Annotated in this window: 11 protein-coding genes; 5 read left to right on the top strand and 6 right to left on the bottom strand. The window is 48.0% G+C overall.

Annotated elements, in window-relative coordinates:
- Positions 1 to 3: 3 nt before the first annotated feature.
- Both C2I18_RS19570 and C2I18_RS19575 read left to right on the top strand, forming a co-directional pair.
- Positions 4 to 873, top strand: coding sequence for a carbohydrate ABC transporter permease (locus C2I18_RS19570; protein ID WP_249897415.1), 870 nt, complete (start codon positions 4 to 6; stop codon positions 871 to 873).
- 49 nt (positions 874 to 922) lie between these two features.
- The gene (locus C2I18_RS19575) at positions 923 to 2,587 is read left to right on the top strand and encodes an extracellular solute-binding protein (protein WP_249897416.1); all 1,665 of its coding nucleotides are present in this window, start codon (positions 923 to 925) and stop codon (positions 2,585 to 2,587) included.
- A gap of 907 nt (positions 2,588 to 3,494) precedes the next feature.
- On the opposite strand, the gene C2I18_RS19580 is transcribed toward C2I18_RS19575, so the two are convergent.
- The 4 genes from C2I18_RS19580 to C2I18_RS19595 all read right to left on the bottom strand — a co-directional run bounded on the left by C2I18_RS19580 (position 3,495) and on the right by C2I18_RS19595 (position 5,437).
- Entirely contained in the window at positions 3,495 to 3,611 is a 117-nt protein-coding gene (locus C2I18_RS19580; RefSeq protein WP_249897417.1) for an AraC family transcriptional regulator, read from the bottom strand.
- Positions 3,608 to 3,796 (bottom strand): helix-turn-helix domain-containing protein, encoded by a 189-nt coding sequence (locus tag C2I18_RS19585; protein WP_249897418.1) that lies wholly within the window; start codon positions 3,794 to 3,796, stop codon positions 3,608 to 3,610. The genes C2I18_RS19580 and C2I18_RS19585 overlap by 4 nt, the downstream gene beginning before the upstream one ends.
- Before the next feature lie 496 nt (positions 3,797 to 4,292).
- Complete coding sequence (locus tag C2I18_RS19590; protein ID WP_249897419.1) at positions 4,293 to 4,499, bottom strand: hypothetical protein; 207 nt, start codon at positions 4,497 to 4,499, stop codon at positions 4,293 to 4,295.
- Positions 4,500 to 4,612: 113 nt separating this feature from the next.
- Complete coding sequence (locus C2I18_RS19595) at positions 4,613 to 5,437, bottom strand: helix-turn-helix domain-containing protein (protein ID WP_249897420.1); 825 nt, start codon at positions 5,435 to 5,437, stop codon at positions 4,613 to 4,615.
- 245 nt (positions 5,438 to 5,682) lie between these two features.
- On the opposite strand from C2I18_RS19595, the gene C2I18_RS19600 reads away from it, so the two are divergent.
- The gene (locus C2I18_RS19600) at positions 5,683 to 6,555 is read left to right on the top strand and encodes a YitT family protein (protein ID WP_249897421.1); all 873 of its coding nucleotides are present in this window, start codon (positions 5,683 to 5,685) and stop codon (positions 6,553 to 6,555) included.
- A gap of 309 nt (positions 6,556 to 6,864) precedes the next feature.
- Positions 6,865 to 10,812 carry an S-layer homology domain-containing protein gene (locus tag C2I18_RS19605; protein ID WP_249897422.1) on the top strand — a complete coding sequence of 1,316 codons (3,948 nt, stop codon included), beginning with the start codon at positions 6,865 to 6,867 and terminating at the stop codon, positions 10,810 to 10,812.
- Positions 10,813 to 10,875: 63 nt separating this feature from the next.
- Here C2I18_RS19605 and C2I18_RS19610 read toward each other — a convergent pair whose 3' ends face one another.
- Together C2I18_RS19610 and C2I18_RS19615 are read right to left on the bottom strand one after the other, a co-directional pair.
- Complete coding sequence (locus C2I18_RS19610; protein ID WP_249897423.1) at positions 10,876 to 11,754, bottom strand: spermine/spermidine synthase domain-containing protein; 879 nt, start codon at positions 11,752 to 11,754, stop codon at positions 10,876 to 10,878.
- Between the two features lie 16 nt (positions 11,755 to 11,770).
- Entirely contained in the window at positions 11,771 to 12,172 is a 402-nt protein-coding gene (locus C2I18_RS19615; RefSeq protein ID WP_249897424.1) for a MerR family transcriptional regulator, read from the bottom strand.
- A gap of 168 nt (positions 12,173 to 12,340) precedes the next feature.
- Between C2I18_RS19615 and C2I18_RS19620 the strand changes: the two genes are divergently transcribed.
- Positions 12,341 to 13,390, top strand: coding sequence for an NAD(P)-dependent alcohol dehydrogenase (locus C2I18_RS19620; protein ID WP_249897425.1), 1,050 nt, complete (start codon positions 12,341 to 12,343; stop codon positions 13,388 to 13,390).
- Positions 13,391 to 13,425: the final 35 nt, after the last annotated feature.

Here is a 13,425-nt window from a genome sequence, read left to right on the forward strand (position 1 = left end):
CCGATGCGGGACAGCAGAAGTGAGAAGCTTTTCTATTTGCTGAACTATGTATTATTGACCATTATAGCCCTAAGCTGCATCCTTCCGCTGCTGAATGTAATAGCTTTATCGCTGAGCGGAGCGGATGCGGTGGCAAGCGGGAGAGTAACGCTATGGCCGGTGGAGACCAGCCTGGCATCTTTTAAAAGCCTGTTTACGGGCACTCCGATCATGCGTTCCTTCTGGAACAGTGTGCAGATTACTTTGATCGGGACGGGGCTGAGCATGCTGGTTACCATCATGGCTGCTTATCCGCTCTCGAGAAGACAGTTTTACAGCCGCCGCTTTTTTACACTGGCCATGGTATTCACGATGATCTTTAACGGCGGGCTTATTCCCAGCTACCTGGTGGTGCAGAATCTCGGCCTGGTGAACAGCTATGCGGCATTGTGGCTGCCGGGCCTGGTCAGTACCTATAATATGCTGCTGATGCGTTCCGCTTTTGAACAGCTGCCCGGCGAGGTGGACGAAGCGGCCAAAATTGACGGCTGCGGGGAAACGGGCATTCTGCTGCGGATTGTGCTGCCGCTGTCGAAGCCGATGCTGGCTACACTGGCGCTCTTTTACGGAGTCGGTTACTGGAATGCCTTCATGAGCGTCATGATCTATATCAACGATACCGCCAAGTACAACATGACCGTGCTGGTGCAGAATATGATCAAGTCCACCAGTATGATCCAGGATTTCGCCGATCCGACCATGCTGGCCACGATGACACCGGAAGGGATACGTTCCGCCGCCGTCATTGTCATGATTGTCCCGATCCTGGCGGTATATCCGCTGCTGCAAAAGTATTTCGTAAAGGGTGTTATGCTAGGCTCTATTAAAGGTTAACGGGCCGAACGTTCTCCATATTTATAATACAAGAAAGCGGGGTTTCATCATGAGTTTATTCAATAAACTGCCTAAGTTAATGTTAATTGCTGGTTTAGGAAGCGGCTTGCTGGCGGGATGTTCGAACGACAAGGAGCCGGCTGCAGGAAGCTCAGGCAATACAGGAGAGAAGGAACGGGGAAGCATTTCCTCCACCATCTATGACCGGGGATCGGTTCCGAACGGGATGGGGACGATCGAAGACAATATGTGGACCAAATGGATCAATGAAAACGGCCCGGCCAATCTGAAATTTGTCGCTATTCCGCGCTGGGAATCACAGTCCAAATTGAATGTCCTCCTGGCTTCGGGCAGCGCGCCGGACCTGATCTTTGAATTCGGCACCAGCATCCGCAACCAGATGTTTGACCAGAAACAGCTCATGCCGCTGGATGATCTTATCGAGCAGCATAGTGTAGAGTATAAGGCACTGCTCGGGAAGTATCCCCAGCTTAAGCAGGCAGGCATCAAATCGGACGGCAAGCTGTACGAATTTGGCCGCATGAATGAGGTGTATCCGCTTGTGAGCGTATTCATCCGGGAGGATTGGCTGGATAAGCTGGGACTTCAGGTTCCGACAAATGAGGAGGAATTTCTGGCTGTCGCCAAGGCCTTCACAGAGCAGGATCCGGACGGCAACGGGGTAGATGATACTTACGGAATCGGCGGTTTTGAGTTCGGGGATAATGCCGGCTTGTTCAGATACATTTTTAATGCCAACTGGGTCAATCTCGGGGAGAACGGTGAAATTGAGGTCGGTCCGGAACGACTGCAGAAAGAAGCGGAGTTTAAACGCGCACTCTATGAAGCAGGGGTTGTGGACAAGGACTTCCTGAGCGATAAAGACGGGTCCAAATCGAAGCAGGACTTCCTGAACGGTAAAATCGGGATCTATGCTTTTATGACCAATGATTACATGGGCTTTGCTTCCCGCGAACTGGATACGCTGATGACCAATGTGCCGGATGCCAAGCTGAAAATTATGCCGCTTCCCAAGACTTCCGCAGGACAATTCACTACGGTCTGGAACAATCCCGTGCAAATGACCGCAGTCGTAAATGCCCGGGCCAAAAACCCGGAAGCCATCATGGAATATATTGATTTCCTTGTGAAACCGGAGACCGGGCGCACCTTCCGCTACGGTATCGAAGGCGAGCACTATAAACTGGAAGCAGACGGTAAACCGGTCATTCTTGATCAGGAGAAATACAAAAATGAAGTAAGCTGGGCCAGCGATTTCGGGATGGTATACAGCCGCCTGGAGGAAGGGAAGTACGGATACGCCGAAACCCAGTTCGATGAAGCGATTCCTGCCCAGAAGGAAGCTTTGCGGCTGTTCCGGGAAGCGATGGAGACGTATATGACCGACCTGCCGGTGGGCGAAGGGTTGACCCACTCCGAGCATATGCCGCAGCTGCCGAAGGAGCTGCAGGTGAAATTCAGCAATGTAACAGCTGCTGTGCATGATATCTACACAAGAGCCATTATCAGCGGCAGCAAATATACCATTGAACAAGCGGCGGATGACGCGCAGAAGCAATGGGAAACCGGCGGCAGTGCGGAAATTGTAGACTGGTATAAACAGTGGTGGGACAAGGAAAAGGACAATGTCCTGATCTGGAGCGACTTCTACGAAATCTATGAGCAGCAGCAGGAAGCTTTTAAAGCTGAATAATTGAAGTAATGGAGTGACCGTCACGGGATAGCTGTGGCGGTTATTCCCTTTTTGTGCGTCTATATGCGCGGAACAAAAAAACCACCCGCTATGCGGGTGGGGAACAGGGGGACTGGGGGGAAACAATAGATCCATCCCTCAGAAATTTTTTACGCAGTAGCCCAATGTACTCGGTTTTTCGAGTATAATAGGCTACTTTCTCTTTGCGATGGTCCAATGTACTCGGTTTTTCGAGTATATTGGGCTGCTTTTGTTTCGCAGTGACCCAATGTACTCGGTTTTTCGAGTATAATGGGCTACTTTTGTTTCGCGGTGACCCAATGTACTCGGTTTTTCGAGTATAATGGGCTACTTTTGTTTCGCAGTGACCCAATGTACTCGGTTTTTCGAGTATAATGGGCTACTTTCTTTTTGCGGTGGTCCAATGTACTCGGTTTTTCGAGTATAATGGGCTGCTTTTGTTTCGCAGTGACCCAATGTACTCGGTTTTTCGAGTATAATGGGCTACTTTTGTTTCGCGGTGACCCAATGTACTCGGTTTTTCGAGTATAATGGGCTACTTTTGTTTCGCAGTGACCCAATGTACTCGGTTTTTCGAGTATATTGTGCTACTTTCCCTTCGCGGTGCCCCAATGTACTCGGTTTTTCGAGTATAATGGGGTACTTTTGTTTCGCGGCGGTCCAATGGACTCGGTTTTTCGAGTATATTGGGCTGCTTTCTCTTTGCGGTGGTCCAATGTACTCGGTTTTTCGAGTATAATAGGCTACTTTCCCTTTGCGGTGGTCCAATGTACTCGGTTTTTCGCATACAATAGGCTGCTTAAGCCGGGCTGGCCTTTTCAGGTGCAGATCGGCAGCAGGAGGGTGTTCTACAGGAACAAACTCCCCGTTAGTCGGGTGATTCTGGTTACGTCTGCTTCTGCTGCCCGCTTTTCCGGTAATCACTCGGACTGGTCCCCATAATTTTGCGGAATCCCTGGCGAAAATGTGTAGGATCACGGTATCCGGTGCTTTTGGCGATCATTTCGATTTGTCGTCGTTCAGCAGCAGCCGGCAGGCCAGTTCGGTCCGTTTGTGCTGCAGATAGCCGGAAAAGCCTATGCCGGTCAACTGCTGAAACCGCCGGATGCAATGTCTGCGGCTTAAGCCGGCTTCCACCGCGAGCTGTATCAGGGTTAAGGGGCAGGATAGAGAGCATGCTTGTCTCACTCATATCCCAGTCCTTTCTCTTCAAACTCCCGGTACAGCTGCTCGAAGAAATCCCTGAACCGCATCGCTTTGTCCGAAAAGGGATTATACCTGCCCGGTTTTCCGTTAAAAACCGATCATAAATCACTGCTGCTATAAGCAGACAACCAATTTTTAAGTGTGCCAATAAACTCCGGAAGAACGCACAGGTTGTAAACGATAAGGCCGGGAAAGGGCAAATCAGCGTAGAGGTTGATCTTTCAAATATCCGGGTTGAGAATACCGTGGCTCCGGTCTGCTTGCCTTCGCCAGCAGCGAGCTGCTTAATGCAATCAAGGTAATATTTATCAATTTGGCGGGGACCGCTACGAGTCATGATTGAAGCAGGGAGGAGCAGTTCCATCAGTTATACGGCCATTAGTTGATTATAAATAACAAATAGTTCATTACGTGTACACAACAAAAAATGAACCTGCTCCGATCCCAGCGGTCGGAACAGGTTCATTTTTGTATCCGCTTAGCGGCCTTTGGTATCCTTATTCTCGTCATGATCCGGCGCAATGCCCGGAGCGGTGACTTCCGGTTTATCTCCCGCCATAGCGCCGACGATTTCCTCCAGCTTGCCTGTTGCCCCTTTATCGCCGGGCAGGCTTGTATCAGGTTCAGGTATCCGGTGAGCACCCGGGCTGCGCCCGTCAAGCGGAGCTTCCTTGTTGTCCTTCATCGTAACAGTCTCCTTTCTGTGTACAGCATCAGAGTTAGAGTGCGTCAAAAACGCCGTTATATGTAACGATAACCGAAGGCGGGCTTCCTGAACCATATAGGCCGTTATTGCCATCAGGCGGGAGGCTTTTGGGCAATCAGTTTTGTCATGGCATGCTGATGGGGGATACCTGTTGATTTGCAGCTGAAAATAACCTCCGGACTGTCGGTGATCACCCAGTCATGATAATGCGTGAGCAGTTCGCCTGAATACCACTTATAAGCATTGGGCTCTTTTTCAGGCGGCGGTGCAATAAAAGGTTTATGTACAAACACATTAAAGACATGCAACCCGTGCTCATTTGTATGCTGTTTATAGTTCTCAAAAATTTCTGTGCGGAATTCCGGCTTGATGTAGTTGAGAACACCGCTCGAGAAGATAATGTCATAATGAGTGTCCAGCCGGTAATCTAATATGTCCGCTTTGAAAACATTGAGGCGCACACCGGCTTGCTCAGCCAGTCTCCTGGTCTTCTCAATCCCGGCGTCCGTTACATCAAATGCGCTGACCTCGTATCCGTTCCGGGCAAAAAACACGGCGTCTTTCCCCTCACCGCAGCCGATATCGAGCAATCTCAAATGTCTTGCAGGGGGCATAAGCTGCAGCACCTGGTAGCAAACTTTATTGGGCTCAGTTCCCCAGTAATAATCTTTAGTTTTATAGGTTTCCTCATAAATGGTGATTGGCTTATCCTGCGATATATACCCAAGCAGCTTATCAATACTTACTCCCAGAATTCTGGACAGCTCCGGCAGCAGCGAAATATCCGGCATGGATTGGGCATTTTCCCACTTGGATACGGCTTGAAATGATAACCCCAGCTTCTGGGCAAGCTCTTCCTGGGTAAGTCCTTTCAGTTTACGGTATATGCTTATATTTCTGGCCAATTGTTCCCTCATGATTAAGAACCACGCTCCTTTACGTAGCCTCATTCTATTGGAATGATCTGGAATGGACAATAACTTCTTATTTGAGTTTTTGGAATATTCAACCGGCAGTTGAATGGAGCAAAGTAAGCATCATAATATGACCTGTGACGTCCAAGCGGGGTTTCCATTTGCCAAAATTGTGATAAATAATATAGACTTATTCCTGTCGACTCTTGAGTGATGGAGATAAACTAATATCGAAACGGGGAAGCTGGATGAATGTAAAAAGACAACACAAATCAAATAAGCTAAGAATCTTCTCAAAAGCATTATTGATTACCATAGGGGCATTTATAGCTGCGTATGGCCTGGAGGCTGTATTAATTCCCAACAACGTTTCGGACGGCGGCGTGACAGGTCTAAGTATCGTCGGTTCAGAGCTGTTTGGATTACCGTTAGGTCTGCTGATTGGTGTAATCAACATTCCGTTTGTGTGGCTGGGGTATAAGCAGATCGGTAAAAGCTTTGCGCTTTATTCCATTCTCGGCATCGCCTCCCTGGCGGTCGGTACGGTTCTGATGCATCATGTGCCCACGATTATTGAAGGGGATACCTTGCTCGTTACGGTCGTCGGCGGGATTATCATCGGTTTTGGTATGGGTCTGGCCCTGCGTAACGGCGGAGCGCTGGACGGGATCGATATGCTGGCAGTGCTGCTGTCACGAAAATTGCCTTTTGGGACAAGTGACCTGATTCTGTTTCTGAATTCATTTGTCTTCATTATTGTATCCACCGTATTTGGCTTACAAGGAGCTATCCTGTCGGCACTCGCTTATTTCATTGCTTCGAAAGTCATACATATTGTGGAGGAAGGCCTCAGCGGCTCCAAGACCTTCAAGATTATCACCAACCAGCCTGAAATTATGGTAGAAACGATCCGGGACCGGTTAGGCCGCGGTTCTACGTATACCGATGCTTACGGAGGATACTCCAATGAGCAGTACAAGGAAATCACCTGTGTAATCAACCGTCTGGAAGACAGTAAGATCAAGGAAATCATCCACGAAATTGACCCGAACGCTTTTGTTGTAGTGTATGATGTAGCCGAGGTTAAGGGCGGAAACTTTAAGAAGAAAAATATACATTAATGACATCTGAAGTCATGCGAACGCAACGGTTCGTATGACTTTTTTCTTATCGGCAAAAGCTGTGTAAAGCGTCAAATTATTTACCTGTTTATTGAAGGAAATTGTATAGACTTGGATATTTGTTTATTATATGATTCTCTTGGATCGATGGACCTATTAATGTAAGACTATCTAGTCTGTCGCAATCACAGGGGGGGACGTATGGGGAAGAAGATTTGGAGTTTTGTACTATGGATAATAGTCCTGGTAAATCTGATTTTTGGGAGCCAAGGGGTAGCCTTTGCAGCTTCAGCACAGACAACTGGCAATATGAGCGATGTTCATAGCAGTTGGGCCAGCAGCCAGATTTCGAAATGGCTGGATAGAGGTCTGATCTCGGGATATGCCGATCATACCTTCAAACCGGATGCACAAATTTCAAGGGCTGAGTTTGCTTCGATTGTCAATAAAGTATTTGGTTTTAAGGATCAGGCACAGACCGGCTTTAGAGATGTGAGTCCGGATAAATGGTATTATTCCGCAATCGGACAAGCGAAGTCAGCCGGGTATATTTCCGGATTTGAGGATAATACATTCCGGCCCGAGGCAGCTGTAAGCAGGCAGGAAGCAGCCAAGATGCTGTACATGCTCCTGCAGCTCAACGGTTCTGCCAATGATTCCGCAATCCAGAAATTTAAAGATTATAGCGCAGTGCCGGCGTGGAGCAAAATGTACTTCAATGAAATCGTCAATCAAGGATACATAAATGGTTACCCGGATCAGACATTAAGACCCCTCCAGAAGATTACGAGAGCGGAAGCTGTTGTAATTCTAGATAAAGTTATGGGTACTCTTGTGATGGACAAGGGGATCTTTGAAGGGGGCGGCCTGACAGCGATACCGGGAAATGTAACGGTTAACACTCCGGATGTCACTTTGAAGAACATCACCATTAACGGGGATTTATTATTAACAGCAGGTATTGGGTCAGGTGAGATCACTCTCGATCAAGTGACAGTGACGGGAAGAACGCTTGTAGCAGGCGGCGGGGAGAATAGTGTTCATCTGCTGAACTCCCGGTTAAATGAAGTGCTTGTTAATAAGCAGCCCGGGAGAGTCCGTATAGCAGCTGAAGGCAGCACGCAGATTCATAGAACCATTGTAAAAACAGGAGTTAAGCTGGAGGCAGCCAATAAAGAGGCGGGGTTTGACTCTATTGAGCTTGCACTTACTAATGCAGATGAACCGGTTGATCTGAGCGGTACCTTTAACAATATAACGCTTAAGAACAAAGCAACCGTTCATGTTCTTGGGAAGTCGGAGATTGGTGCGCTGGAGGTATCCGCAGAGGCAGGGGCCAGCACCATAAATGTAGCAGATGGCAGTGTACTGAAACAATTAACTTTGAATGCGGCTGCCGAAGTTAAAGGCAAAGGCACCGTTTCAAAGGCAATCATTAATACAGGCGGTTCAAAATTCGAACAAGAAATTAAAGATTATGCTTTAGCCAAAGGTGTATCAGTAGTTGTAAACGGCAAAGTACTTACTGGTGAACAGGAAACGACAAAGCAGCTTGACCCGAATATACTGCTGCCAGGCGCTCCTGCCGGAGGCGGAAGCGGCGGAGGCGGCGGAGGTGGAGGCGGAGGTTCAAACCCGGGTCCCGTTCCCCAGCCTGAAACGTCGGAGCTTCCGGATGTTCAAGGAGTATTCATGGTCGAAGATCAGCTGTACGCCCGGTTTGATGAACCTGGCAATTACAGCGGTGTGCAGTGGAATTTGATCAATCCGGACACTGAAACAGAATACGAGACAGCATATCAGAATGCAGAGGGGCCTGTTGGAGTTTATGCTGTAAAAGGAGGCGCTCTTCCTCCGGCTGAGTATATTGCCGTCATCTCGAATGCAGCATACTATGACTTTTTGCCGGCTCTATTGCTCAGCAATTCGGTGATCAACGGTACCTATTATCCTGCTGTTTATTACACAGGCGTGCTTGATATCTCCCTCCAAATGAATCAGAACGGGATCCTCGTGAACCCGGACCTGGCTACTGCTGCGGGCACTCCTTTGGCAGACGGTGATCTGATTTCTGTATTCTACGGGGATTACCTTGCTCTGAAGGCAAAGTGGAATGGTTCAGGCAAGAAGTGGGTTTACCAGGGGCTTGTGAATATTTTACCGGCTCCGGAGAATGTTTCAGCAACACCTGCCTCCAAGTCGGATATTAACCTTAAGTGGGATGCGGTGCCTGGGGCGGAGTACTATAATATCTTTACAAGCAGCACAGTGGAAGGGATTTACAGCCCTATTAAAGATAGCTCAGGAACCAATATTAAAGTAACAGGAACCTCCTATACAGATGGTGGGCAAGCGCCGAATACAACTGTTTATTATAAAGTGACAGCGGCAGCTAACAGTACCGGATCAGCGCTCAGTAAACAGGTATCAGCTACTACATTTGCCAATGAGCATATGCAGTTGGATTTGGATGTTACAGACAGCGTGCAAGATCCAAGCAAACCTGTTATCTATGCAACAGACAAACAAAATAAAAAGCTCGCTGCGATTAACTACGAGACCCGGGAGACAGCTTATGTTTCGTTTGATCTGCCGCCGGAAAGTCTAACGTATGCCGATGGCAAGCTGTATGTATCGCTCCTGAAAGCGGAGCATTCGCCTTATATTTTTGATGAACAGCAAAAAGGCGCTGTCGCAGTTGTAGATGCTGCAACGCTTACTATTGATCATATTTATGATATCGATCAGGATCCTTACAGTATCGCAGCAGACCGCCAGGGCTATGTGTATATTTCATCCGGTTCGGGTCAATGGACAAAGATCCGGTCTTATTCCAGAGAGACGTTTGCACCTGCCGGATCTTACACAATCGGCCATGCCACTCATATTCTGATGCATCCGGCAATGGATAAGCTGTATACCGTTAATACATTGTCAATTCCTAGGGATATTGCGACTTTTGCTATTGAAAACGGGCAGTTTACAAGCAACTACGATTCCCCTTATCACGGGGATTACCCGCTGGCGACCAATATTCATTTATCGCCTGACGGGAAGTATCTTTTCAATGGCGCAGGAACTGTATTTGAAACCACGGGCGACAGATTTGATGATATGAGCTTCGTGTATGAAATGGATGAAAGCTATGTTGCTATGACGTTTGATTTGCAGCATGGCAGGTTCTTCACGCTTAACGGGAAATCCGTCAGCTCTTATGACTACAGTAATTTCAGTAAAGTTGGAACCATGACGGTAGATGGAATCGGCCGACAGATTTACAATGGAACCAGCCAGCTGCTAGCATTGACCCGCATAGGGGATAGCACGGTTCTGGAATTTGTGGATAAGCCGCTTGCAGAGGAAGTGCCGCCGGTGGACGGCCCGGGAATCTACTTGGGCGGAACGGTTGTAGATGCTGTATATGACTCTGCCAACAACAAGGTGTATGCTGTGGATCAGGCGTTCAAAAACTTAGTGGTAGTTGATACGGCAAGCCAGTCTGTTACTCAAAAAATCACCCTGCCGTATAAACCGGCCGGATTAACGTTATCAGAAGACGGAAGCAAGCTGTATATTGTTAATAAGGATGCCAGCTATCTTGTTACAGAGGTAAGCTTGAGTGATTATCAGATTACACGGAATATGACGTATGCTAATTGGGCAGATTCCCGTGACTTTTCTGACCGCCATATTTACAGCAAGTCAGGCCGTCTGTACGTTGTATTGGGTGACAGTTCTCCAACGCTGCTGGTTTTTGATGAAGCGACCTTCCAGCCAAGCTCCGGCAACAGGGAAATCAGCGGCATAGGAGAGATGGTATTCACCGGTGACAGCAGCAGCTTCTATTACTGGAGTCAATCCGGATGGGACGCCGGTTATGCCGGTTCAGATGTCTACAACTACTCCATCCATGAGGATGGAAGCTTAACACAATCTGATATGTCCAACCTGGGTTATCCGGAGTTTGACAGAGATCCGCTGGATACACCGGCTTTATTGGCGGAAAGTCTGGGGATGATTATCGTGAAGAACAAAGCATTCAACAAAGGTAACCTGCAGGAAATCATCGGGACGTTCCCGGAACCGATCTATGCAGTGAATGTAATGAACAATACGGCCTTGGGCAAAAAAGGGATATATGACCTTAAGACCTTCCAGAAGATCGGGACCGTCGATTTAAGAGGTGCGAAGCATATTTTCTACGACGATAGAGGAACTCTTTATTATGTCCTGGACAACGCTTTATTCATCAATTAAAGCAGTATAACCAAAAGCACCCCCCGCATGCCATTGGCATCAGGAGGTGCTTTTTATAGTCTTTTACAGATAACATAATAAAGACTGCTCGATCCAATACATAAATTGTGTGGACGGATTCTGCTCCTCGTAGGCTTTCATTCTCAGATACATACCGATTCCATCCGAAACATCATGCCATAAGTCGGTAAATACAAAATCATAATTACCAGCAGGCATCCGCTCCTGCGCATATTCAAAGGCATCTGCTTTGATGACCGTTATTTTGTGGCCGTGTGCGAACTGCGGCATTATATGTTTGCTGAACAGCTGTATAACATCCTCGTTGCTTTCAACAATGGTAACCTCGGCAACCTCAGCCTTTTCAGAGACCATATAAGCGTAATAGCCAAGCCCCAGCCCATAAACGAGCACCTTACCGGATGCTTTGGCAACAGCTTCTTTCATCGTTTCGACTTCATTCGGTGTGATGGTCATCCAGATTCTGCCGTTCTCCAAAACCGCCGGAAACCGGAACTCTGTCTCAAAAAAGCCGATCTGCGGGATGTGTCTTCCTTCTGGCGTGGTGATCATGTCATTACAGACAAAGGCTTCGTAAGGCTTGTAGCTTTCATATTTCAGTTCACTGCTGCCGGCTTTGATCTCCGGGATTTTAATGTTTGTATAATACGGGTTGCTGTAATATTTGTTCACGTCCAGCATATGCAGCATTTGTTGAAAATAGTTGGCGTAAAGCTCTGCATCTGCAGGGTTATCCGTAATGTCCAGTCCCAGTGCCGCCGCAAAAGTTACACTAAAAGCATACTCGGGTGTCACACCATACCTGACGATTTCCTCAATATCTTCTCTGCTTATGAAGTCAGGTGCATGATTCAAATAATGGCTTAATAAAGCGAGTATCTTGCTGTCTTCTTCGTATATCTTGTCTTGCTGCTGTTCCATAGTTTCACCTTTTTATCTATATAATTTTGCTGCGCTTATGAATTGCTTCCGTGCCGGCGTCCAGTGCAGCCCTGTAATACCGGCATTTATGCTCAATCACTTCCATCGTCCGCTGCAATTCCTCCATCTGTGCCTCCACAGACGCCTTCCGCTCCAGGAACATGTCATATCTCTGCTGCAGTGTGGAGTCCCCCTCGGAGCACCATTCAATGAAATGTTTGATTTCCTTGATCGGCATCCCGGATTGTTTCAGACATTCAATGATTTTCAGGGAGTCAAGATCGGATTGTTTGAATACCCGCTTTCCGCCGGGAGTTCTTTCTATATAAGGCAGCAGCCCTTCCTTATCGTAGTAACGCAATGTATGGGGTGTCACGTTAAACAGCTTTGCCGCTTCATTTATGGAATAGGTTGTCATTAACTTCTCCTCCGCCGCTCTTTCCTGTCAGGTTATTTTCAACTTCATTCTACATGGCGTTAGTTTTGTACCAGCCAGCACTTGACTTAGAGTTAACTTTAAGTAATAACATAGGTTTTGTAAAGCCGGTCATTTAACTATTCATTACAATTCAGGAGGTATACATCTATGATTCAAGTTCAAGCACGCGCCACATTCAGTCAGGAAGGTCCGTTCAAACTGACAACGATCGAACGCCGCGATCTCCAGCCGCATGATGTGCTGATTGAAATTAAATTCGCCGGGATCTGCCACTCTGATATTCATACTGCACACGGGGAGTGGGGACCTGTCCAATATCCGCTTGTTCCCGGACATGAGATTGCCGGATTTGTCAGCCAGGTAGGTTCAGAGGTTACCAAATATGCCGTTGGCGACCGGGTAGGGGTGGGCTGCATGGTCGACTCCTGCCGCGAATGCGACAGCTGCCGTAAGGGAGAGGAGCAGTACTGCCATAAAGGGAATACCGGAACCTACGGTTCGATCGACAGATACGGCCACTTTACCCAAGGCGGATATTCCACTCATATCGTCGTAACCGAAGATTTCGTAGTCCGGATTCCTGACAGTATTCCGCTGGACAAGGCTGCACCGCTGCTGTGTGCCGGAATTACAACGTACTCGCCGCTGAACCATTGGGGAGCAGGTCCTGGTAAAAAAGTAGCCGTAGTAGGGCTTGGCGGACTTGGGCACATGGCTGTAAAAATTGCTCATGCGATGGGAGCAGAGGTTACTGTACTATCCCAGACCCTGAAGAAGAAAGAGGATGGACTTCAGCTTGGTGCGGATGCCTATTATGCTACAAGCGATCCGGAAACCTTTAAGCAGCTTGCGGGTTCCTTCGATCTTATCGTAAACACGGTAAGCGCACAGATTGATATCAATGCCTATCTCTCACTCCTCGCGCTTGACGGAACATTGGTCAACGTCGGTGCACCTGCTGATCCGCTGGCGGTGAATGTATTCTCGCTGCTCGGCCAGCGCCGCTCGTTTGCCGGCTCGATGATCGGCGGCATCCGCGAAACGCAGGAAATGCTCGATTTCTGCGCGGAACACAATATCGCTTCTGAAATTGAAGTCATTTCTGCCAATCAGATTGATGAAGCCTGGGAGCGGGTGCTCGCCTCAGACGTCCGTTACCGGTTCGTCATTGATATCAGTACGATGGAGCAGGAGTAACCGTTTTCTTTTCCTGGTATAGCGCACTAAATTAT

The sequence above is a fragment of the Paenibacillus sp. PK3_47 genome, from assembly GCF_023520895.1.
Lineage (GTDB): Bacteria > Bacillota > Bacilli > Paenibacillales > Paenibacillaceae > Paenibacillus_AQ.